This window comes from Paludibacterium purpuratum, assembly GCF_004363805.1.
In the GTDB taxonomy this organism is placed as follows: Bacteria; Pseudomonadota; Gammaproteobacteria; order Burkholderiales; family Chromobacteriaceae; genus Paludibacterium; species Paludibacterium purpuratum.
On record NZ_SNZP01000015.1, the window covers coordinates 1 to 19,120 of the forward strand.

At 60.5% G+C, this 19,120-nt stretch carries 29 protein-coding genes; 11 read left to right on the forward strand and 18 right to left on the reverse strand.

Annotated features, from left to right (window positions below; genetic code table 11):
- The 3 genes from DFP86_RS19370 to DFP86_RS16195 all read left to right on the forward strand — a co-directional run.
- Positions 1-438, forward strand: a 438-nt coding sequence (locus DFP86_RS19370) for a T6SS immunity protein Tli4 family protein (protein ID WP_208108370.1), incomplete at its 5' end; no start/stop codon positions are given.
- Positions 439-447: 9 nt separating this feature from the next.
- Positions 448-1,161: a zinc-ribbon domain-containing protein gene (locus tag DFP86_RS16190; RefSeq protein WP_133683168.1), complete on the forward strand. Its 714-nt coding sequence runs from the start codon at positions 448-450 to the stop codon at positions 1,159-1,161.
- Between the two features lie 187 nt (positions 1,162-1,348).
- Positions 1,349-1,606 carry a hypothetical protein gene (locus DFP86_RS16195; protein ID WP_133683170.1) on the forward strand — a complete coding sequence of 86 codons (258 nt, stop codon included), beginning with the start codon at positions 1,349-1,351 and terminating at the stop codon, positions 1,604-1,606.
- A gap of 46 nt (positions 1,607-1,652) precedes the next feature.
- Here DFP86_RS16195 and DFP86_RS16200 read toward each other — a convergent pair whose 3' ends face one another.
- Entirely contained in the window at positions 1,653-2,087 is a 435-nt protein-coding gene (locus DFP86_RS16200) for a c-type cytochrome (protein ID WP_133683172.1), read from the reverse strand.
- Positions 2,088-2,249: 162 nt separating this feature from the next.
- Here DFP86_RS16200 and DFP86_RS16205 point away from each other — a divergent pair, with 162 nt between their 5' ends.
- A complete protein-coding gene (locus DFP86_RS16205) occupies positions 2,250-2,687 on the forward strand; it encodes a transcriptional repressor (RefSeq protein WP_133683174.1) in 438 nt (145 codons plus the stop codon).
- A complete protein-coding gene (locus tag DFP86_RS16210; RefSeq protein ID WP_208108374.1) occupies positions 2,675-3,604 on the forward strand; it encodes a CobW family GTP-binding protein in 930 nt (309 codons plus the stop codon). The genes DFP86_RS16205 and DFP86_RS16210 overlap by 13 nt, the downstream gene beginning before the upstream one ends.
- Before the next feature lie 13 nt (positions 3,605-3,617).
- Here the strand turns inward: DFP86_RS16210 and DFP86_RS16215 are convergent, their stop codons facing one another.
- Positions 3,618-4,277: a sulfite exporter TauE/SafE family protein gene (locus tag DFP86_RS16215; protein WP_133683179.1), complete on the reverse strand. Its 660-nt coding sequence runs from the start codon at positions 4,275-4,277 to the stop codon at positions 3,618-3,620.
- Between the two features lie 199 nt (positions 4,278-4,476).
- Here DFP86_RS16215 and DFP86_RS16220 point away from each other — a divergent pair, with 199 nt between their 5' ends.
- A complete protein-coding gene (locus tag DFP86_RS16220) occupies positions 4,477-5,259 on the forward strand; it encodes an enoyl-CoA hydratase-related protein (protein WP_133683180.1) in 783 nt (260 codons plus the stop codon).
- Between the two features lie 5 nt (positions 5,260-5,264).
- Here the strand turns inward: DFP86_RS16220 and DFP86_RS16225 are convergent, their stop codons facing one another.
- On the reverse strand, positions 5,265-5,648 hold the full coding sequence (locus DFP86_RS16225; protein ID WP_133683182.1) for a nuclear transport factor 2 family protein: 384 nt from the start codon (positions 5,646-5,648) through the stop codon (positions 5,265-5,267).
- A gap of 115 nt (positions 5,649-5,763) precedes the next feature.
- Between DFP86_RS16225 and DFP86_RS16230 the strand changes: the two genes are divergently transcribed.
- The gene (locus DFP86_RS16230; protein WP_133683184.1) at positions 5,764-6,474 is read left to right on the forward strand and encodes an AraC family transcriptional regulator; all 711 of its coding nucleotides are present in this window, start codon (positions 5,764-5,766) and stop codon (positions 6,472-6,474) included.
- A 59-nt stretch (positions 6,475-6,533) separates the two neighbouring features.
- Here DFP86_RS16230 and DFP86_RS16235 read toward each other — a convergent pair whose 3' ends face one another.
- The 8 genes from DFP86_RS16235 to DFP86_RS19770 all read right to left on the reverse strand — a co-directional run bounded on the left by DFP86_RS16235 (position 6,534) and on the right by DFP86_RS19770 (position 10,916).
- On the reverse strand, positions 6,534-7,325 hold the full coding sequence (locus DFP86_RS16235) for a peptidylprolyl isomerase (RefSeq protein ID WP_133683186.1): 792 nt from the start codon (positions 7,323-7,325) through the stop codon (positions 6,534-6,536).
- A 26-nt stretch (positions 7,326-7,351) separates the two neighbouring features.
- Entirely contained in the window at positions 7,352-8,143 is a 792-nt protein-coding gene (locus DFP86_RS16240) for a peptidylprolyl isomerase (protein WP_133683188.1), read from the reverse strand.
- Between the two features lie 20 nt (positions 8,144-8,163).
- Complete coding sequence (locus DFP86_RS16245) at positions 8,164-8,430, reverse strand: BolA family protein (RefSeq protein ID WP_133683190.1); 267 nt, start codon at positions 8,428-8,430, stop codon at positions 8,164-8,166.
- Positions 8,427-8,729 carry a YciI family protein gene (locus DFP86_RS16250; RefSeq protein WP_133683192.1) on the reverse strand — a complete coding sequence of 101 codons (303 nt, stop codon included), beginning with the start codon at positions 8,727-8,729 and terminating at the stop codon, positions 8,427-8,429. Before DFP86_RS16250 ends, DFP86_RS16245 begins: the two co-directional genes overlap by 4 nt.
- Positions 8,730-8,733: 4 nt before the next feature.
- A complete protein-coding gene (locus DFP86_RS16255) occupies positions 8,734-9,264 on the reverse strand; it encodes a septation protein A (RefSeq protein WP_133683193.1) in 531 nt (176 codons plus the stop codon).
- Between the two features lie 106 nt (positions 9,265-9,370).
- On the reverse strand, positions 9,371-10,279 hold the full coding sequence (locus tag DFP86_RS16260) for an SPFH domain-containing protein (RefSeq protein WP_133683195.1): 909 nt from the start codon (positions 10,277-10,279) through the stop codon (positions 9,371-9,373).
- Positions 10,280-10,283: 4 nt separating this feature from the next.
- Positions 10,284-10,742: an NfeD family protein gene (locus tag DFP86_RS16265; protein WP_133683197.1), complete on the reverse strand. Its 459-nt coding sequence runs from the start codon at positions 10,740-10,742 to the stop codon at positions 10,284-10,286.
- 45 nt (positions 10,743-10,787) lie between these two features.
- A complete protein-coding gene (locus DFP86_RS19770) occupies positions 10,788-10,916 on the reverse strand; it encodes a hypothetical protein (RefSeq protein WP_279526904.1) in 129 nt (42 codons plus the stop codon).
- Between the two features lie 194 nt (positions 10,917-11,110).
- Here DFP86_RS19770 and DFP86_RS16270 point away from each other — a divergent pair, with 194 nt between their 5' ends.
- Positions 11,111-11,764, forward strand: a complete 654-nt coding sequence (locus DFP86_RS16270; RefSeq protein ID WP_133683199.1) for a ParA family protein — start codon at positions 11,111-11,113, stop codon at positions 11,762-11,764.
- A gap of 216 nt (positions 11,765-11,980) precedes the next feature.
- A complete protein-coding gene (locus DFP86_RS16275; protein WP_133683201.1) occupies positions 11,981-12,928 on the forward strand; it encodes a GMP reductase in 948 nt (315 codons plus the stop codon).
- Between the two features lie 49 nt (positions 12,929-12,977).
- On the opposite strand, the gene DFP86_RS16280 is transcribed toward DFP86_RS16275, so the two are convergent.
- Positions 12,978-13,466, reverse strand: a complete 489-nt coding sequence (locus tag DFP86_RS16280; RefSeq protein WP_133683203.1) for a GAF domain-containing protein — start codon at positions 13,464-13,466, stop codon at positions 12,978-12,980.
- A 109-nt stretch (positions 13,467-13,575) separates the two neighbouring features.
- Between DFP86_RS16280 and DFP86_RS16285 the strand changes: the two genes are divergently transcribed.
- Positions 13,576-14,121: a GbsR/MarR family transcriptional regulator gene (locus DFP86_RS16285; protein WP_133683206.1), complete on the forward strand. Its 546-nt coding sequence runs from the start codon at positions 13,576-13,578 to the stop codon at positions 14,119-14,121.
- A gap of 35 nt (positions 14,122-14,156) precedes the next feature.
- Here DFP86_RS16285 and DFP86_RS16290 read toward each other — a convergent pair whose 3' ends face one another.
- From DFP86_RS16290 to DFP86_RS16315, 6 genes are all read right to left on the reverse strand, one after another.
- Positions 14,157-14,663, reverse strand: a complete 507-nt coding sequence (locus DFP86_RS16290) for a GNAT family N-acetyltransferase (RefSeq protein ID WP_133683208.1) — start codon at positions 14,661-14,663, stop codon at positions 14,157-14,159.
- A 54-nt stretch (positions 14,664-14,717) separates the two neighbouring features.
- Positions 14,718-14,999 carry a SemiSWEET family sugar transporter gene (locus DFP86_RS16295; protein WP_133683210.1) on the reverse strand — a complete coding sequence of 94 codons (282 nt, stop codon included), beginning with the start codon at positions 14,997-14,999 and terminating at the stop codon, positions 14,718-14,720.
- 104 nt (positions 15,000-15,103) lie between these two features.
- Complete coding sequence (gene phbB, locus DFP86_RS16300; RefSeq protein WP_133683212.1) at positions 15,104-15,841, reverse strand: acetoacetyl-CoA reductase; 738 nt, start codon at positions 15,839-15,841, stop codon at positions 15,104-15,106.
- 183 nt (positions 15,842-16,024) lie between these two features.
- Entirely contained in the window at positions 16,025-16,891 is an 867-nt protein-coding gene (gene rsgA, locus DFP86_RS16305; RefSeq protein WP_133683214.1) for a ribosome small subunit-dependent GTPase A, read from the reverse strand.
- Positions 16,888-17,217, reverse strand: a complete 330-nt coding sequence (locus DFP86_RS16310) for a 4a-hydroxytetrahydrobiopterin dehydratase (protein ID WP_133683215.1) — start codon at positions 17,215-17,217, stop codon at positions 16,888-16,890. The genes rsgA and DFP86_RS16310 overlap by 4 nt, the downstream gene beginning before the upstream one ends.
- Complete coding sequence (locus DFP86_RS16315; RefSeq protein ID WP_133683217.1) at positions 17,214-18,461, reverse strand: M48 family metallopeptidase; 1,248 nt, start codon at positions 18,459-18,461, stop codon at positions 17,214-17,216. The genes DFP86_RS16310 and DFP86_RS16315 overlap by 4 nt, the downstream gene beginning before the upstream one ends.
- Positions 18,462-18,540: 79 nt before the next feature.
- On the opposite strand from DFP86_RS16315, the gene orn reads away from it, so the two are divergent.
- Positions 18,541-19,086, forward strand: coding sequence for an oligoribonuclease (orn, locus tag DFP86_RS16320; protein ID WP_133683219.1), 546 nt, complete (start codon positions 18,541-18,543; stop codon positions 19,084-19,086).
- Positions 19,087-19,120: the final 34 nt, after the last annotated feature.

A 19,120-nucleotide genomic window follows, 5' to 3' on the forward strand; every position in this document is an offset into this window, starting at 1 on the left:
ACGCAGGGAGATCTGAGCAATCCGCTCAAACCAAATATCCACTTGGAGATTACCTCGGGGGAAGGTATTGCTGGCGTTACCAGCCCATCCTCCCTATCCACCAAGCAAATTCAAGCCCTGTACGACACCATCGTCAAAACCATCCGTATCCGTCCAATCGGCGGACACGACAAAACCTCCGATGCCACGCCTGCCGCCCCAAAGGTTCCAGATCGTCTGCCCTTAGGTAGCAAGGTGGCCAGTGGCCGGCCTTGCCCTGAAAGCGGTCTATGGCAATGCACGCATCCACAGGCCATGCCACGGCAGCAGTCGTTCACGATAGGCCAGACTATGCCGTCGGTGCTGGTGCCGAACCAGCGTAGTCTTTGGCAAAAGCTGAAAGGCACGCCAGAGGAACTGGCCATCGATAGCGAATGGGAATTAGTGCAGCATGGCTAGGTGTTTCCTATGCTGAGACGAAACCTCACTCCCAAATTCGACAGTCTTCCCCCTGCCGTCAAAGAAGCGATCCAGGCCTGGGTGCCGCTTAAAAACGGCCGGCCGCCGCATCATCCGGAACGCATGGCCTGTCTGGCGGTGATGCAGGCCATTGCCCGTGCCTGGGGCGGCGAGTGTCTGTCGAGGCTTTACCTGAACATGCAGCGCCCGCTGACATTCCGCTGCAAGGAGGGCCATGTTTGGCAAGGCACGCCGGCCAATCTGTTGTACGGCACATTCTGCCCGCAGTGTTACAACCATGGCCGGGAAACCTTGCAAGGCGTCAAAGCGTTCGCCAGATCGCGGGGATTGACCTGCTTATCGAAGCATTACATCAAAAACTCACAGCCACTTCGCTGGCGCTGCGGCAAGGGGCATGAGTGGACGACGCCATTGTGTAATTTGCGCAGTGGCACGGGCTGTCCAGAGTGCTATCGCGAGCGGGTTTATCACACGCTGCAGGAGATGCAGGACATTGCCAAAGCGCGCGGCGGGGTCTGCTTGTCAGAGCACTATGGCAATGTCGATCACAAGTTGACCTGGCAGTGTCATCGCGGTCACATCTGGGATGCGCCACCTGCGCGCATTTTGACGGGGGCGTGGTGCCGGCAATGCGCCCAGTTGGAACGTATCGGCAAATCGAACCCCACCGCCAAGCTCAAATATCTGCCGGCCAAGAAATAATCGCGGCTCGGCCAATCCTGAACCGATGGCACGTAATTTCAGCATTTTCTGACGGTCGCGCTTGGTTGTCAGTGTGTGTCTGCCTGGGTAATCTACTGGTGCGGCATTTGCCGCGAAGAGGCGCGGGCTCGGGGTGTTCTCACCACCCCGGACCCGCTGGCCAAACCAACTCATCATAGGAGTCAGTATGGTTGCCAATCATGTTAAAGCAGTCCCTGTCTTTTCTCAAAACCCGGATTCCCGCCAGCAGCAACTCTTTTCGCTGATTTCCATGTTGTGCACGCCGCGTCGCAGTCGTCCAAATTCCGACGAGTGCCGTTTGATCGTCGATAGCCGCTTGCCGTGGGCGTTCGAGCCGATCGATGGCAACACTTCATGGTTATATCTACCGCAGGTCGCGCAGGCGCGTCGGCTGGCAGGTTGCCTGGTTCTAACGGCCGATTAACGGCCTTCGGCGGAGGCGGGGAGCGAAGCTCCCCGGCCGGGATCGGTCAGACCTTCGGGCCGCGGAAGCTGTCGTGGCAGGTCTTACAGCTTTGCGATACCAGGTCGTACTGCTTGCGGATGGTGGCCAGATCGGCATTGTGCGCGGCCGCGTCGAGGTCGTCGACGGCCTTGAGGAAATTCTCTTTGGCGGTCTGGAATTTGGCCGGTTGGCTCCAGATCTCGGGTTTGGCCCGGCTCTTGGCGTCGATGCTGTGCGGCGCGAACAGGGTGAACGGCTGGGTTGCCGCCAATTTCAGCGCATCGGCGTGTTGAATAAAGTCGGCCTTGTTGTAGGGCGCGCGACCGCGGACGACCACGCCCATCGGTTCGAATTGCTGCAGGATTTTCTTGAAGGCTTGTTGGCGTTCTGCGCCGCCGGGTTCGGCAGCCACCGGCATGGCGAGTATGGCCAGCAGCGTTGTCAGAAGCAGTTTCTTCATGGTTTCAAATTCATGGTTGGGTCGATAGGCACCGCTGTGTTGCACGGTGAAATGTGGGTATTTTATCACGATGGGATAAAGTTGCTTAAGCAGGGCGGTTAAAACTTGTAAAGGCAAAATGTTATAATATAACATCTTGTTTTTTTATACGGGTAGCGCTTGATGGATGTGCAAAGCTTTGTGGCCGAGGCCGAGCGCCATTGCCTGTCGCGCGGCTGCAAAATGACGGCGTTGCGTCGTCAGGTGCTGGAGCTGGTGTTGCGCCATGATGGCGTGGTGAAGGCCTATCAAGTGCTGGCCGACCTGCAGCAGGAACGCGGAGGCAGTGCGGCGCCGCCGACGGTATACCGGGCACTGGATTTCCTGGTGGAGCAGGGGCTGTTGCATCGGGTCGAGGCGCTTAACGGTTATATCGTCTGCGACCATTTCGGCTGTGCGCACGAATCGTTGTTCCTGGTGTGCGGCCGCTGCGGTGCCATTTGCGAATTGGATGCCGCGTCCAGTCTATCGAGCCTGTCCGCCGCCACGGCGGCGGTCGGCTTCGTATTACAAGCGCAGAACCTGGTTTTGGCCGGAACATGCCAGCGGTGTCTGTCATGAAGCAAACCGTCGTCAATCTTTTTACCGGCTTTCTCGGTGTTGGCAAGACCACGGCGCTGCGTTATCTGATCGCGCATCAGCCGCCCGATGAGAAATGGGCGATTATCGTCAACGAATTCGGCGAGGTGGGGATCGACGGTGCGGTGCTGTCGGACGGCGAGGTGCCGGTGGCGGAAATCGCCGGCGGTTGCTTGTGCTGCGTGGCCGGGCCGCAGATGACGGCGACGGTGGCGACGCTGCTGCGCCGCGCCAAGCCCGACCGGTTGCTGATCGAGGCCAGTGGCCTGGCGCACGCCGCCGGGGTGATCGACGAATTACGTCAGCCGCCATTGTCGGAGGCGCTGACGGTGGGCGCGGTGCTGACCCTGGTCGATCCGCGTCAGTTCGTCGACGGCCAGTACCAGCGTCAACCGATGTATCGCGATCAGATCACGCTGGCGGATGTGCTGGTGGCCAATAAGGTCGATCTGGCGGATGTGCCGACATTGGAAGCGTTCCGGCATCAGACGGCGGCACTGTTCCCGCCCAAGGCGCTGGTCGCCGAGGTGCGCGACGGTGCCGTGGATCCCGCATGGCTCAAATTGGACAATACCGCGCGCACACAGCTCTACCGGCCGCGGCTGACGCGCGAAATGCCGTCGGATTGGCAGTCGCGGGGCTGGACGTTGGCGCCGGAACTGGCCTTCGACGGCGAGCGGCTGGTCGCGTTTTTCGATAGCCTGCCGCGCCGTGTTCCCGGATTGCAGCGCGCCAAGGGGGTGTTTCGCGTGTTGGACGATTGGGTCTGGCTCAATTGGACCGATGGCCAGTGGGGTGCAACCCAGGTGGCTTGGCGGCGCGATAATCGTTTCGAGCTGATCGCACCGCAGATCGACGAGGCCGAGGTCGAGGCCGCCCTGCGTGCCTGCCTGTGCTAGGGTCCCTAGATATTTAGAACAACAGGCGCGCCAATTGAACCGCGCCGAGAATGGATACCGCCAGGCCGGCGGCAGTGCGCACGGCCTGGCGCTGCAGGCGTTCGCGCAGCGCATCGGCAAATAGGCCCATGGCCAGCAGATTGGGCAAGGTGCCCAGGCCGAAGCACAACATGATCAGCGCGCCATCGAGCGCATGGCCGCTGGCCAGCGCGGAGATGCCGGCGCTGTAGACCAGACCGCACGGTACCCAACCCCAGACTGCGCCGGCCAGTACCGCTTGGCCGGCATGGCGGATGGGCAGCAGGCGTCGAACCAACGGCTGCAATCGGCGCCAGATCGGTTGCCCGAGGCGCTCGATGCGGGTGACAAACGCGGACAGGCCGGCCAGGTACAGGCCGATCGCGATGATCATCACGTTGGCGAGCAAGTAAAGGGCGAACTGTAGCGGCTGGGCGCGCAGCAAGGTCGCGCCGGCCAGTCCGCCGAGCAGGGCGCCGATCAGTACGTAGCTCGTCAGGCGTCCGAGATTGAATCCCAATAGCATGACGTATCGGTTTTTGCCCGCCGGCAGATTGAAGGTCAAGGCGGCGACAATACCGCCGCACATGCCGACGCAATGCCCGCCACCAAGCAATCCTGCCAGGAAAATAACCAATAGGCTGGTTTCGATCATCTGGAAAATGGCAAGTAAAAGGCCATTTTACCAGCACTTATTACATACCTGTTTGTCTACATTATCTTCAATGTCATAAATTTTTAGGCGGCGATTGTTGTTGCATTTGATTGGCCGCCAACTAGAAACAAAACAAAGGGGGCGTTTGCCTGCGTAAGCTGGCGGGCGTCATTCTTTCCGATGCATGGCAAGGAAGACCATGATGCCTTTTCTGACGTTGGAACACTTGGGCCGAACGGCCATCGTGACCATGAATCATCCGCCTGCCAACTTGTTGACGGCCGAGAGTCTGCAGGCGCTGTCGGCCCAGTTGTCGATATTGCAGGGCGACAAATCCGTTCGGGCGCTGGTGTTGACCGGTGCGGGCGAAACCTACTTTTCGGCGGGACTGTCGCTGGTGATGTTGGCCGCCGGCGAGCAGGCGCCGGCGGAAGGTCTGATCGATTTGCTGAGCGGAGTATGTCGGCAACTGCGTGAATTCCATGGCGTGACGGTCGCGGCGGTGAACGGGGTCGCGCTCGGCGCCGGCCTGGAGTGCGCATTGTCCTGCAATTTCGTTATTGCCGAACGTGGCGCGATTCTGGGGATGCCGCAGGCGCGGGTCGGGTTGATTCCGGGGGCGGGCGGCATCAAGTTGTTGGCTGACAAGGTGGGGCAGGCGTGGACCCGGCGTATGGTGCTGGCCGGCGAGACACTGGATGCGGAACGCGCTTACCAGGTTGGCTTGATCGAAGAGGTGGTGGATGGCGGCTTCGCCAAGATCGTCGCGGTCAGCTTGGCGGACAAAGTTGCGCGCCAGGGGCCGGAAGCGACCGCGTTGGCGCAAAGCCTGATCGATGCGGCGCCGCTGTTGTCTTTCGACGAGCATCTGCGGCAGGCGCGTCATGGCTACTTGCAACTGATCGGCGGCGAGGAACAGCGGCTCGGTGTGGCCGCCTTTCTGGACAAGCGCTCGCCGCCGTGGTGCGAGGATGAGGACTAGCGCCCTTAGCACGACCCTAGGTCGCGATCGACGTTGTCTCCTTGCTCTAAGCGAGTCAACTCCTCACAGCGTACAATCCGGCCGGCCTGGATGGTGAAGACGGCGATGACTTTATAGAACGTCTGCGTGGCGTCGGATTTTTTGACTGTGACGTAGTGCACACTGACGACTTTGTCATCTTGTGCGATCAGTTGGTCGATTCGCAGATCGAGACTTTCCACCCGCTGATGTAGCGTGGCCAAGTGGCGCACAAAGGATGTGTAATCGAGTTGCTTGCCGTCGACCAGTTGGGTGTAGGACGGCGCGAAATAGCGTTCGACCAGTCCGGGCTCGGTCGCGCCGCTTAGTACCGTTTGCAGGGCTTCGGTGACCAAATTTGCGTGGTTCATGTTGTGTGCCTCAGTGGTTGCGTGAGTCACCATTGTCCGGCAAGACGAATCGATATAATTTCTGTATTTTTTCAATGAATATCTTGATCGGATCAATGTGCCCAATGTAACCGTGATGCCATTGCACCATGATCGTTCAGCCGAGACCGGGCCGCACGCGCATGAAACCGGCCAGCTCTTCGTGGTGCGCGCCGGAACCCTGAGCGTGGCCGCCGATCACGTGCGCTGGTTGGTGCCGGCAGGTTGCATGGGGTGGGTGCCGCCCGGTTGCGCGCACGAGGCGCGATATCCGAGTGTGGTCGAGGGCGTGTCGGCCTATGTCGAGTTCGCTTGGTCCAGTCGGAACATGCCGCGCACGCTTAAAGTGGTGACGTTGACACCGTTAGTGAACGAATCGCTGGTGCTGGCGCTGGATGAGGCTCTGCCGCCGGCGCGGCGCGAACTGTATTGGCATGTCCTTGCCGACGCGTTGACCCATCTGCCAGCCATGGCCGCCGGGGTGCGCATGCCGCAGAACCGACGCTTGTTGCGTGTGGCTCAGACCCTGCTCGCGGCGCCGGACGACGATGCCGGGCTGGATGTTTGGGCGCTGCGGGCGGATATGTCGCGCAGTACTTTCATTCGCCATTTTCAAGCCGAGACCGGCTTGGGGTTCGGCGAGTGGCGGCAGCAGTTGCGGGTCTGGCACGCGCTGGGTCTGTTGGCCGAAGGTCGGTCGGTCACCGAAGTGGCGCTGGCGGTGGGGTATCGCAGCCCGAGTGCCTTTATTCAGGTTTTTCGTCGGCTGCATGGAGTGACGCCGTCGGCTTTCTCGGGAAGGGAATAAATGCCGAAGCCGCGACTTCTTGCGAGGTCGCGGCTTCGGTTGTTCGGCGCGAGGCCGAATTACTGCTGGATCTTGGCCTTGGCCTTCAGATCGGCGATGTACTGCTGGATGCGTTGCGATTGCAACTGTTGCTCAAGTTGCGGGCGCAGAGCGTCCATTTGCGGGAATGCTTCGGTACGCACGTCGTCGAGCTTGATGATGTGCCAGCCATACTGGGTTTGAACCGGCTTGCTGCTGATCTGCCCCTTGGCCAGCTTGGTCATCGCATCGCCGAACGGGCCGACAAAGCTTTCCGCATCGTTCCAGCCTAGGTCGCCGCCGTTGCCCTTGCTGCCCGGGTCGATCGATTTTTCCTTGGCAAGCGCGGCAAACGGTTTGCCCTTCTTGAGTGCGACGAGCACTGCGTTGGCTTCGGCCTCGGTTTTTACCAGAATGTGCTGAGCGTGATAGCTCTTCTTCGGCGGTGTGGCGGCCTTGAGCTTATCGTACGCGGCCTTGATGTCGCTATCGGTGACCGGGGTGGTGGCGACGAATTGCTTGATCAACTGGTTGGCAAGCGTCATGGCCTCGGCGTTCTCGATTTCGGCGCGCACATCCGGCTGCTTGTCGATGCCCTTGCGCACGGCCTCTTGGCGCAGTACTTCGGCGGTGATCAGTTGCTGCTTGACCATCTCCGGCAGGCGCGGATCGGCCTGCTGCCCTTGGGCTTGTGCCTGGGCGCTCATCATCTTGGTGACGGCGTCGACTCGTGCCTGGGAGATCTGGCTGCCATTGACTTGAATGTCGGCGGCCAAGACGGCGCTAGCGGCGAAGACGCAGGCGAGAGCGCCCGCGATCAAGGTCTTTTTCATTTGTGTTCCGTCTTCAATTCAATCGGTTATTGGATTTTGGCTTTGTTGCGCAGGTCGGTGACCGCTTGTTCGATCTGCTCTTCTTGCAGCTGGCGCGCGATTTGCGGCTTCAGCTGTTCGAGCGGCGCGGGCTTGGCCGGGCGGGACTCGACCAGCTTGACGACGTGCCAAATGTTGCCGGACGAGAGGACCGCGACTTGACCTGCCTTGAGGTTCTTCACGGCATCGACCAGTACCGGCGGCATGTTCGCGCTGTTGAGGATGCCCATTTCGCCGCCGGATTCCTTGGCTGCCGGGTCGATGGAACGGGTCTTGGCGAGCTGTTCGAAGCGGGTGCCAGGCTTCTTCAGGTCGGCGACCACTTTCTTGGCGTCGGCTTCGCTGCTGACGACGATCTGTTGCAAGTGCATGTCGGTCGAGCCGTTGACCTTGGCGGCGAAGGCGTCGTAACGGGTTTTGATGGCGGCGTCGTCAACCGGATGTTGCTTGACGATGTCGGCGGCCAGGGCTTCTTGCAAGATGCCGTTGGTGGCTTGGGCGACCTGATCCTGCACCTCGGAGGTCTTGTCCAGGCCGCGGCGCTTGGCTTCCTGCAGCATCAGTTCCTGGTTGATCAGCGAGTTCTTGATCTTTTCGCGCAGCGCCGGGGTGTCCTGGGCCTGGCCGTTGCTGTTCTTGACGATCTGGGCGATGACCTGGTCGACCTTGCTCTTGTCGATCGAGGTGCCGTTGACGACGGCGATGGATTCGGCCATGGCCAGGCTCGGCAGGCAGATGGAAGCGGCAATCAGGAGACTGGCCAGTTTGTTGAGTTTCATAGTTACCCCTTGAGTTGAATTCAGGATTCGTCGGGTGCCAGCGCATCGATCGCCAGCGCATGAATCCGGTTTTGCATCAGATCGCCCAGGGCTTGGTAGACCAGGCGATGCCTTGCCAGGCGGCTTAAGCCGCCGAATTGTTTACAGGTGATGGATAAACGGTAATGACCGCCGCCTGCGCGTGCGCCGGCATGGCCGGCGTGCAGGGCGCTGTCGTCGCTGATCTGCAGGTGCAGCGGCGAAAGGGTGGCCAGGCGCTGCTCCATCAGGGCCACGGTGTCGCTCATGCGGGAAACACCTTGCGCCAGGGTTTGATCTCGACCTCCGCATAGACGCCGGCCGCGACATAGGGGTCGGCGTCGGCCCATTGACGCGCCGCCGCCAAGTCGACGAATTCGGCGACGATCAGGCTGCCGCTGAAGCCGGCGGAACCCGGATCGTTGGCGTCGATGGCCGGGAAAGGACCGGCGACGATCAGACGTCCCTGGTCTTGCAATGCGGTAAGCCGCGCTAAGTGAGCCGGGCGCACCGCCAAGCGTTGCGCAAGCGAATCGGGTACGTCGCGGGCCATGATGGCGTACAGCATAGCTTCAATCTTCCTTGATGTAGCGCGACAGGGCCAGGCTCTGTGCGATGGCGAATACCACCAAGAGCCCCAGCACGCCGAACATTTTGAAGTTGACCCACACGGCTTCGCTGAAGCTGTAGGCGACGAACAGGTTGAGCGCTCCCATCAATAGGAAGAACGTCGACCAGGCGTAGCTCAGCTTGCGCCAGACGGTTTCCGGCAGTTCGATCTGCTTGCCGACCATGGCGCGGATGCCGTTCTTGCCGAGCATCTGGCCGATCAGCAGGCCGCCGCCCATGATCCAGTAAAGCGCGGTCGGCTTCCACATGATGAAGTGCTTGTCGTGCAAGAGCAGCGTGGCGCCGCCCAATACGACGATCAGCCCGAAGCCGACCCATTGCATGGGGTCGACTTTGCGACGGCGCGCAAGCGCCCAGCCGATTTGCAGCGCGGTGGCGACGATTGCGGCGGTGGTTGCCAGGTAGATGTTGCGGCTAAAGGAATAGGCCGCGAAAAACAGCAGTACCGGGAATAGGTCAGATAAGAATTTCATCGGCGAAGCGGCTATTGATATCCGGTGATTATGGCGGCAGCCGGCCAGCAATTCAAGCTAGAGCCTGTTTGCGCTCTTCTTGCGGTTGTGGCCGGCTGCCGGGTGCTTAGGCGTTCGATTGCTTGACGATGGTCATGGCACTGGCGATCAGGCCGCCCAGGTCGGCGACGTTGGCCGGCATGATGACGGTGTTGGTTTCCTTGGCGAGCTGGCCGAACGCGGCGACATATTGTTCGGCCACCTTGAGGTTGACCGCGGCCATGCCGCCTTCCTTGCCGATGGCCGTGCCGACCCGGGCGAGCGCTTCGGCGGTGGCCTCCGCGACCAGGCGCATGGCTTCGGCCTGGCCCTGCGCCTGATTGATGGCGGCCTGGCGTCGACCTTCGGATTCCTGGATGGCGGCTTCGCGCGCGCCGGTCGCCAGGTTGATCTGCTCCATCTTGCGCCCTTCGGATTCGGCGATGCGGGCGCGCTTGCCGCGCTCGGCGGTGATTTGCGCCTGCATGGCGTGCAGAATTTCCTGCGGCGGCACCAAGTCCTTGATCTCGTAGCGCAATACCTTGACGCCCCAACTGGTGGCCGCCTCGTCCAGCGCGGCGACCACGGCGCTGTTGATTTCGTCGCGCTCTTCGAATGTCTTATCGAGCTCCATCTTGCCGACGACCGAGCGCAACGTGGTTTGCGCCAGTTGCGAGATCGCCAGGACGTAGTCGCTGGAACCGTAGGAGGCGCGCTGCGGGTCGGTGACCTGGAAGTACAAGATGCCGTCCACCTTCAATTGCGTATTGTCGCGCGTGATGCAGATCTGGCTCGGTACGTCGAGCGGGATTTCCTTCAGGCTGTGGCGATAGGCGATGCGGTCGACAAAGGGCACGATGATGTTGAGGCCCGGGGCCAGCACGCCGTGGAAGCGGCCCATACGCTCGAGAATGAAGGCGTGCTGCTGTGGAACGACGCGTACCGACTGCAGGACGAATAGTAAAACCACGATGAAGAGTGCAATGGCGAATTCCATGTCGTTATGGGCTCTCTGTAGGGTGAAGGGATACGTAAAGCAAGTTGCCGTCGCGGCTGACGATCTGGCCGATCTGGCCGGCGGTCGGCGTCGGCTGGACGAGGTGCGCGTCCCAGGCGGCGCCGCGATAGGACACGCGAGCGCTGGCGGGGTCGGCCGGGTCGATCGAGAGGATGCGTACCGATTGGCCGATGTCGGGATCGTCCTGCGTGCGGTCGCGCGGCTTGGGTTGTCGACGTTTCCAGGCGGAAACGGCCGCGAAGGCGATCACCCCGGCCAGGCTTGCGGCAAGAAAAGGGGTCGAGCGGGATGGGCTGAAAAGCGCGTCGATGCCGCCGGCGGCCAGTGCGATGGCGAAGACCAACAGGTACAGCGTACCCGTGAGAAATTCCGTCGCCAAGGCTATCAGCGCCAAAACCAGCCAGGGCGTCGCGGCGGCATCGAGCAATGTGTTGATGGGCATTATTGTCTTGATGGCAAAAGTGCGGTCACTGGCGCCGCGGCGCTTTCAGAAGCGGTTGAGATCGGGGATGACGTGGGATAGCCGTTCTTCCCATTCGTCGTCAAGCCAGACATGCTCTTCCACTAGCGCCAGCAGTGCCCCCAACGCGACGAGTCCAATGAGCAGAATGATCATTTTTTTCTCCTTTGTTTTCAGGTGGATACCTGATTTAAGCTTAGGAGTCTGCTTGTGGAACGAGTCGGTTTTTTTATCTGAAGTAAACGGCCTCAGTATAGACGCATGGCTGGCTGGGCGGAAAGTAATGTGACATCGGGGCAAACCGCCCAGAAAAGTCATGCCTCTGGTATAGTGGACTGCAAGGAGGGGAAATGGTTCGATCGATATTGGTGGCCAATCCCAAGGGCGGGAGCGGCAAGTCGACGTTGGCGACCAATTTGGCCGGGTTTTACGCCAGCGCCGGTCGCCGGGTGATGTTGGGCGACGTGGATCGACAGCAGTCTTCATTGCGCTGGCTAGCGGGCCGCGCCGACGATCTGCCGGCGATCCAGGGCTGGGAAGTGGTGCCGGGCGAGCCGGCGCGTCCGCCGCGGGGCACGCAGGTGATGGTGCTCGATAGTGCGGCCGGGCTGCATGGCAAAAAACTGACGGCGCTATTGCGCCGGGTGGATCGCGTGCTGGTGCCGATTCAGCCGTCGCCGTTCGATATGTGGGCGACGGAAGACTTCTTTCAGCAGATTCTGGCCGAAAAGGCGTTGCGCAAGAGCCGGGTGTTCATGGGAGTGGTCGGTATGCGCGTCGACCCGCGCACACGTTCGGCCAAGGAGCTGGAGCAGTTTCTCGCCAGTCACGATATTCCGGTGCTGGGCTGGTTGCGCGATACCCAACTGTATGTGCAAGTGGCCGCCGGCGGTTTGAGTCTGTTCGATCTGCCGTCTAGTCGCAGCGCGCGCGATCGCGAAGCCTGGGCGCCGATCCTCGACTGGCTCGGCCAAAGCGGCAGCGATGATTGGTGCGATAAATAGCCGGGCGTCGGATGTTGTTTTTTTTGCCGGCGCGGTCTACTAAGATGAAGGATGGTAAAAAATATCTTGACGTTGAGGTTTGTCGCACGTACATTCGCTTCGTAATTGCGTGTGCGACCGACAAACGGAAGCGCAGGGCAAGCTGCAACAAGGGAGCCATGACGGCTCCCTTTTTGTTTGGGGCCCTCACTTTTTCCAATCCCGAAACGGACGAACATGAACACCGAACTGAATTACGCCGATATCTACCTGGTACCGAAGAAAACCGTGGTGGACAGCCGCAAGGAGTGTGATACCTCCGTGCAGTTGGGTAACCACCGCTTTGTCATGCCGCTTTACGCGTCGAACATGAAGAGCGTGGTCGATGCCGATACCTGCGAGTACTTCGCACGTCAAGGCTGGTTCTACACCATGCATCGCTTCAACGTCGACGTGGTGCGTTTCGTGGCCGATATGCAGGCCAAGGGGTTGTTCGCCTCGATCAGCGCCGGGGTTAACGAGGACACCGTGGTACAGCTGAACGAGCTGAAGGCCGCCGGTCTCACGCCCGACTACATCACCATGGACGTCGCCAATGCCTGGTGCGTCAAAGCCGAGCGCATGATCAAGGTGATCAAGGACATGTTCCCGGAAAGCTTCCTGATCGGCGGCAACATCGCCACCGCCGAGGCGGCGCGCGACCTCGAGGTGTGGGGTTGCGATGCGATCAAGGCGGGCATTGCCGGCGGTCGCGTGTGCATTACCAAGAACAAGACCGGCTTCCATCGTCCGATGGTTTCGACGACGCTGGATTGCGCGCATGCCGTCAAGGTGCCGGTCATCGCCGACGGTGGCGTGGTTGAGCACGGCGACGTGGCCAAAGCCATTGCTTGCGGCGCCACCATGGTCATGGCGGGTTCGCTGTTCGCCGGTTACGACGAGTCGGCCGGGAACATCGTCGAAATTAGCGGCAAGCACTACAAGGAATACTTCGGCAGCGCCTCGCAGTACAACAAGGGTGCCTACGTCAACGTCGAAGGCAAGAAGATCCTGGTCGAGTACAAGGGCAGTATGAAGAAGTTGTTGATCGAACTGATGGAAGATCTGCAATCGTCGGTCAGCTATGCCGGCGGCCGCGATTTGAACGCGTTGCGCGATGTGGAACGCATCGTCGTAAATCGCTGACGCGTTCCACCCGCCCAGGACGGGAAGCCGAGGTGGGGCTTCCCGACTGTCAGTCGAACAGCGGCGCGATCAGCGCCGCTAGTTTTTCCAGATATTCCGCATCCACCGAATCGAAGGCGTACAGCTGTTCGCTGTCGATATCCAGTACGCCGGTCACCGTGCCGCTTGTGTCGATGAGCGGCACGACAATTTCCGACCTCGACGCCGACGAACAGGCGATATGTCCCGGAAAGGCATCGACGTCCGGTACGACAAGCGTTTTCGCTTGTGCCCAGGCACTGCCGCACACCCCCTTGCCGTGCGCGATGCGCGTGCAGGCCAGCGGGCCCTGGAACGGGCCCAGCACCAGTTGATCGTTCTTGACCAGGTAGAAGCCTGCCCACAACCAGTCGAAGCTCATTTTCAGCATGGCCGCCAGGTTGGCCAGGCCGGCGATTAGGTCGGTTTCTCCTGCGAGCAGCGCCTCGGCTTGCGGTATGAGGGTCTGGTAGCGCTCGGCCTTGTCGGCGTCGGGACGGACGGTCAGGGTTTCTGCCATGGTGTCATACTCGAATTGAACGGGCTAAGATGATAGCGCGAGCGATGATTTTCGTCTTGCTAACCGCCTATTTTCCGTAAATGACAGGAATAACTGGAATGACAGGAATATGAAGAATCTGTCGCCGCTGGCCGAGCGTTTCGTGCTGCACGCCGGTGAAATGGGCCGTCACTGGGGCATGAGCCGGACGACAGGCCAGATCTATGCCTTGCTATATCTGTCGGCCCAGCCGCTCAATGCCGACGATATCGTCGATTCCCTCGGCATGTCGCGCTCCAATGTCGGTGCCGGGCTCAAGGCGCTGGCGTCGTGGCGCTTGATCGAACAGGCGCCTCAGCCGGGCGATCGACGCGAGTTCTTCATGACGCCCGACGACAGCTGGGAGGTCTTGCGGCGCTTCGTGGTGGAAAAGCGCCGCCGCGAGGTCGAGCCGACCCTGCTGTTGCTGCGTGAAGTCTTGCATCGCGAGGCGCTGCAGGAAGATGAGCGACAGGATCAGGCCCGGTTGCGCGCACTCTACGATCTGCTCGATTTGGTCAATAGTTGGTTCGACGATGTGCAGAAGCTGTCGCCGCAGACTCTGGAGCGTCTGATGCGGCTCGGCTCGCGCGTGGCGCGCGTGCTGGATGCCTTGCCGCCGGGGCGGCGCGAATAGCGCGATGCATCGGTCGGCAGGTCCCGGTGTTTCATTCAGCCCGGTATCAGGTGCTTGTACATGACGAAGGCGTCGACATAGCCCAAGGTGGGGTGTTTGAAAGCATCGGGTAACGTGCCGACGATCAAAAAGCCAAGTTTGCGCCAAAGGCGCACGGCTTGCGCATTGGTGGAAACGACCAGGTTGAACTGCATGGCGCGGAAACCCATCGCAACGGCCATGTCTTGCGAATGCAGGCACATTGCCGAGGCGGCGCCCAGCCCCCTCGCGTTTGGGCTGACGACATAACCGCAATTGCCGACATGGTTGCCCTGGCCGGGCTGGTTGGCTTTCAGGAAGTAAGTGCCGATCATTTCGCCTTGTGCGTCGAAGCAGACGAATGTCTTGGCCGGCGTCTCCATCCAGAACTGCCTGGCCTGTTCGGACGTGATGTCCTGGGGGAGGCTATAGGTTTCGCCCGCGCGAAATGTCGGTTCGAGAATGGTCCAAATGGTCGGCCAGTCCCCAGAAGTTGCCTCTTTAATCGATATGGTGTCGTTCATGTGCGAGTACCTATTGATCGCCGGTTGAGGTCGATGGCGCTGATGATTCGTTCGTTAGGCGCCAGCGTAGCGCAATAGACCGGCCAACACGGTGAGCGCGCCCGCCACGCCAACGGCATTGGCGACGATGAGCGGCGTGTTGCGAATGGCGATGCCGTAGATCAACCAGCTCGACAGCCCGACTACGCTGATGGCGAAGCCCGTGAACGAGACGGCGCCCGCGGATCGGCTGACAAAAATCTCATAGGCCTGGAAGTAGAACATCAGATTGCCTAGTGGGCCGATGCAGTTCATATATCGCTGAAGCCAACGTAATCGCTTGTCTCCTAGTGCCATGTGTTCTCCTTCCTGAGCGGGAAGAAAATCAATGTCTCACCGATTAGACAAATCCGCGGCGGGATCGTGAGCGGCCGCTTGGGCCGCCCACGGCATCGACGGCATTACTTGGTGTGCTGGCCGCCGTTGATGGCGATGTTGGCGCCGGTGATGAAGCCGGCGATGTCCGAGGCGAGGAACGCCACCAATGCGGCGATTTCCTCCGGGCGTCCCAGGCGGCCGACCGGAATTTGCGCCACGATCTTCTCGCGCACGTCTTCCGGTACCGCCATCACCATGTCGGTGGCGATATAACCCGGCGACACGGTATTGACGGTGATGCCCTTGCGCGCCACTTCCTGTGCCAAGGCCATGGTGAAACCGTGCATGCCGGCCTTGGCCGCCGAATAGTTGGTTTGGCCGAATTGCCCTTTTTGTCCGTTGATCGACGAGACGTTGATGACGCGCCCCCAGTTGCACTCGATCATGGTTTCGATCACCGGGCGGGTCATATTGAACACCGAATCCAGATTGGTGCGTAGTACGGCGTGCCAGTCGTCGAAGGTCATCTTGCGGAAAGTGCCGTCGCGCGTGATGCCGGCGTTGTTGACCAGGATGCTGATCGGGCCGATTTCGTCGTGCACTTGGTCGACCATGCGGCTGCACATGTCGGCGTCGGTGACGTCGCATAGATAGGCGTGTGCCTCGATGCCCAGAGCCTTCATGTCGGCAAGCCAGGCGGCTTCCTTGCCGGACTTGCTGTAGGTGGTAACGACGGTGTGGCCTGCCTGGCCCAACACCTTGCAGATGGACGTGCCGATGCCGCCCATGCCGCCGGTTACCAGGGCGATGCGCTTGGTCATGGTTTTCTCCTCCGTGGTGAATCCTGCTGAGCCATGGGGTCATGGCGCAGCGGATTCTTGGCTATGCAACGATTTGGCTCGTTTGCATTCGTTATACGTCAGAGAATACGGGGTGACTAAAAAATTGTAAACGGATAGTTCTATATAAAAATTTATGCTTAACAGATGGTTTTTGCAAAATCATTACAACAGTTCGTTGGTTAGACGCTGAAGTAAGTTGAGCCGGAACGGTCGGATTTTGCCTGCCTCTGCCGCCTGTTTGATCGCACAACCTGGCTCGGCTCGATGGGTGCAGTTATGGAAGCGACATTGCCCGATCAGGGGGCGCATTTCCGGGAAGTAGTGGATCAGGTCGGTCGCTTTTAGATGCTTGAGGCCGAACTCCTGTAGCCCCGGGGAATCGATTAAATCGCTTTTTTCATCAAGGTGATACAGCGTGGCGTGGGTGGTGGTGTGCCGGCCGGAATCGAGCGCTTCGGAGATTTCGGCGGTGCGCGCGCGCGCTTGCGGTAAGAGTGCGTTGGTCAAGGTGGATTTGCCCATGCCGGACTGCCCGACCATGACGCAAGTCTCGCCGTGAAGCCAGGGTAGCAGTGCGTCGGCGCCAAGCTTCGCCGATAGCTGAACCAGCGGGTAGCCCAGCGCCCGATAGGGTTCGAGCGCGGCCAAATAGTCTGCGCTTTCTGCCAGGTCGGCCTTGTTGATCACAATGACCGGCTCGATGTCGGCCGCCTCGGCGGCGATCAGACAGCGATTGAGGAATTCCTCGCTCGGCGTCGGCACGGCAGCGGTGACGAACAGGATGCGCGTGACGTTGGCGGCGATGATCTTGGTGCGCCAGTCGTCTTGGCGGTAGAGTAGGCTGCGGCGCGGCTCGGCGCCTTCGATCACCGCCTGTTCGCGGTTTTGAATCAGGATTTGTACCCGATCGCCGCAGGCAAAGTCGACACGCTTGCCGCGCGTGGTGCAGTCGTACTCCCGGCCATCGGCCTCAACGACGAAACGGCGCCCATGGCTGCGAATGATCTGTCCGGTCGATGGTTCTGTCATGCTGCGTCCGCTTGTAGCGCCTGGCATCGCGCGGCGCAAATGAAATCGTTCAAGGTCAGGCCGCCGGCATCGTGGGTGCGCCATTCGACGCGCACGCGGTCGTAATGCACCGACAGGTCGGGATGGTGGTCTTGCTGATGCGCGACCCAAGCCAGCGCGTTGACGAAGGCCATGGTGCGGTGATAATCGGCGAAACGGTACAGCTTGACCAGCGCCCGATCCTCGATTTGCCAGCCCGGCAGCTGTGCGAGCAGGCTCGCGGTGTCGGCTGCGCTGGGTAGATGTTGGGCCGATGCCGGCGTGCAATGCTGGTCGAGCAAGTTCATGACGGTTTTCCTTTTAGATGGGCGATGCGCAGCGTGGCCGGCGGATGCGAATCGTAAAACGCCGAGTAGAGCGGGTCGGGCGTCAGGGTGGAGGCGTTGTCGCGATATAGTTTGACCAAAGCGCTGATCAGGTCGCGTGCGTCGGTCTGGCGCGCAGCGAAGTCGTCGGCTTCGAACTCATGGCGACGCGATAGCCGACTCATCAGCGGCGTTAGCGGGAAGGTGAAGGCCGGCAGAACCAGGAAGAACAGCAACAATGCCTGGGCAGGCCCTGTGCTCGCGACGCCGAGCCCCTGGTAGAACCATGAGGCATCGACGAGTTGGCCAAGCAGCCAGAGCGAGATCAGCGATAGCGCAAAGGTGGCCAGTATTCGTTTGAGCACGTGGCGCAACTTGAAGTGCCCGAGCTCATGCGCCAGCACGGCTTCGATTTCCGCCGGGGTCAGGTGGGTGATCAGCGTGTCGAAAAATACAATGCGCTTGGCGCTGCCGAAGCCGGTGAAGTAAGCGTTGCCGTGGCTGGAGCGTTTCGAGCCGTCCATGACGAATACACCCTGGCTACGAAAACCGGTGCGCGCCAACAGCGCCTCGATGCGGGCTTTGAGCGCTTCGTCCGCCAACGGCGAAAAGCGGTTGAACAAGGGGGCGATCAGCGTGGGGTAGATCACCATCAGCAACAGGCTGAATCCGGACCAGACGAACCATAGCCACAGCCACCAGTGTCGGCCGCTGATGGCCATCAGCCACAGCGCCAGCGCGACGAGCGGCAGGCCGATGAGCGCGCCGATCAGCAGGCCTTTGATGCCGTCGCGCAGAAATAGCCCGAGGGTCATCTTGTTGAAGCCGAAGCGTGCTTCAATCGAGAAGGTCGAGTACAGCGACAGCGGCAGTGAAATCAGGCTGCTGACCAGTGTGCTCGCGGCGATGAACAGCGTGCCTTGCCAGATGGGCTGGCGCGATAGGGCGCCGGCCAGCGCCCACAGTAGATCGATGCCGCCGCCCAGCGTCAAGGCCAGCAGCAGCAATAGGTCGATGGCGGCCGAGGTCAGGCCTAGGCGGATCTTGGCGCGGGTGTAGTCGGCGGCCAGTTGATGCTCCGTCAGCGGTACGTCGGCGGCGAATTCGTCCGGCACGGCTGCTCGGTGCGTCGCGATGTGCCTGCTGTGGCGCAAAGCCAGCCAGACACGCAGCGAAAAGGTCAGCAGGACGACAACGAGAAACACCTTGGTAAAGACGGCAGCCATCAAATATCTTTTCTTGTGAGGTTTGCCGGATAGGCGGCAATAGCGGAAAATGACTAGATACTAGCAAAGACGAGTAAGTATGGCACAAGATCAAAACAACCTCATCTGGCTCGACATGGAAATGACCGGGCTGAACCCCGATACCGACCGGATTATCGAGTTGGCCGCGGTCATTACCGACAGTCAGCTCAACATTGTCGCCGAGTCGCCGGTGCTGGCCGTTCATCAGACCGACAGCGTTCTCGACGGCATGGACGACTGGAATAAGTCCACCCACGGTCGTTCCGGCCTGATCGAGCGCGTGCGCGCCTCGACATTGTCGGAAGCCGATGCCGAGACCCAGATGCTGGCCTTCCTGCAGCAACACACCTTGCCGCGGTCGTCGCCGATGTGCGGCAACTCGATCTGCCAGGATCGCCGTTTCATGGCGCGCTGGATGCCGACCTTGGAAACGCATTTCCACTACCGCAACCTGGATGTGTCGACCCTGAAGGAATTGTGCAAGCGCTGGAAGCCCGAGATCGCGCGCGGCGTGGTTAAAAAGGGGAAACACGAAGCCCTGGCCGATATTCTCGAATCTATCGAGGAAATGCGTTACTACCGCGATAACTTCATCAAGTTGTAAATCGCTTCCCGGTCCCGTCAGGCGGGGCCGGGCT

Coding starts and splice junctions, on each gene's coding strand:
- DFP86_RS16190 (WP_133683168.1), top strand. CDS start 448: ATGCTGAGACGAAACCTCACTCCCAAATTCGACAGTCTTCCCCCTGCC.
- DFP86_RS16195 (WP_133683170.1), top strand. CDS start 1,349: ATGGTTGCCAATCATGTTAAAGCAGTCCCTGTCTTTTCTCAAAACCCG.
- DFP86_RS16200 (WP_133683172.1), bottom strand. CDS start 2,087: ATGAAGAAACTGCTTCTGACAACGCTGCTGGCCATACTCGCCATGCCG.
- DFP86_RS16205 (WP_133683174.1), top strand. CDS start 2,250: ATGGATGTGCAAAGCTTTGTGGCCGAGGCCGAGCGCCATTGCCTGTCG.
- DFP86_RS16215 (WP_133683179.1), bottom strand. CDS start 4,277: ATGATCGAAACCAGCCTATTGGTTATTTTCCTGGCAGGATTGCTTGGT.
- DFP86_RS16220 (WP_133683180.1), top strand. CDS start 4,477: ATGATGCCTTTTCTGACGTTGGAACACTTGGGCCGAACGGCCATCGTG.
- DFP86_RS16225 (WP_133683182.1), bottom strand. CDS start 5,648: ATGAACCACGCAAATTTGGTCACCGAAGCCCTGCAAACGGTACTAAGC.
- DFP86_RS16230 (WP_133683184.1), top strand. CDS start 5,764: ATGCCATTGCACCATGATCGTTCAGCCGAGACCGGGCCGCACGCGCAT.
- DFP86_RS16235 (WP_133683186.1), bottom strand. CDS start 7,325: ATGAAAAAGACCTTGATCGCGGGCGCTCTCGCCTGCGTCTTCGCCGCT.
- DFP86_RS16240 (WP_133683188.1), bottom strand. CDS start 8,143: ATGAAACTCAACAAACTGGCCAGTCTCCTGATTGCCGCTTCCATCTGC.
- DFP86_RS16245 (WP_133683190.1), bottom strand. CDS start 8,430: ATGAGCGACACCGTGGCCCTGATGGAGCAGCGCCTGGCCACCCTTTCG.
- DFP86_RS16250 (WP_133683192.1), bottom strand. CDS start 8,729: ATGCTGTACGCCATCATGGCCCGCGACGTACCCGATTCGCTTGCGCAA.
- DFP86_RS16255 (WP_133683193.1), bottom strand. CDS start 9,264: ATGAAATTCTTATCTGACCTATTCCCGGTACTGCTGTTTTTCGCGGCC.
- DFP86_RS16260 (WP_133683195.1), bottom strand. CDS start 10,279: ATGGAATTCGCCATTGCACTCTTCATCGTGGTTTTACTATTCGTCCTG.
- DFP86_RS16265 (WP_133683197.1), bottom strand. CDS start 10,742: ATGCCCATCAACACATTGCTCGATGCCGCCGCGACGCCCTGGCTGGTT.
- DFP86_RS19770 (WP_279526904.1), bottom strand. CDS start 10,916: ATGATCATTCTGCTCATTGGACTCGTCGCGTTGGGGGCACTGCTGGCG.
- DFP86_RS16270 (WP_133683199.1), top strand. CDS start 11,111: ATGGTTCGATCGATATTGGTGGCCAATCCCAAGGGCGGGAGCGGCAAG.
- DFP86_RS16275 (WP_133683201.1), top strand. CDS start 11,981: ATGAACACCGAACTGAATTACGCCGATATCTACCTGGTACCGAAGAAA.
- DFP86_RS16280 (WP_133683203.1), bottom strand. CDS start 13,466: ATGGCAGAAACCCTGACCGTCCGTCCCGACGCCGACAAGGCCGAGCGC.
- DFP86_RS16285 (WP_133683206.1), top strand. CDS start 13,576: ATGAAGAATCTGTCGCCGCTGGCCGAGCGTTTCGTGCTGCACGCCGGT.
- DFP86_RS16290 (WP_133683208.1), bottom strand. CDS start 14,663: ATGAACGACACCATATCGATTAAAGAGGCAACTTCTGGGGACTGGCCG.
- DFP86_RS16295 (WP_133683210.1), bottom strand. CDS start 14,999: ATGGCACTAGGAGACAAGCGATTACGTTGGCTTCAGCGATATATGAAC.
- phbB (WP_133683212.1), bottom strand. CDS start 15,841: ATGACCAAGCGCATCGCCCTGGTAACCGGCGGCATGGGCGGCATCGGC.
- rsgA (WP_133683214.1), bottom strand. CDS start 16,891: ATGACAGAACCATCGACCGGACAGATCATTCGCAGCCATGGGCGCCGT.
- DFP86_RS16310 (WP_133683215.1), bottom strand. CDS start 17,217: ATGAACTTGCTCGACCAGCATTGCACGCCGGCATCGGCCCAACATCTA.
- DFP86_RS16315 (WP_133683217.1), bottom strand. CDS start 18,461: ATGGCTGCCGTCTTTACCAAGGTGTTTCTCGTTGTCGTCCTGCTGACC.
- orn (WP_133683219.1), top strand. CDS start 18,541: ATGGCACAAGATCAAAACAACCTCATCTGGCTCGACATGGAAATGACC.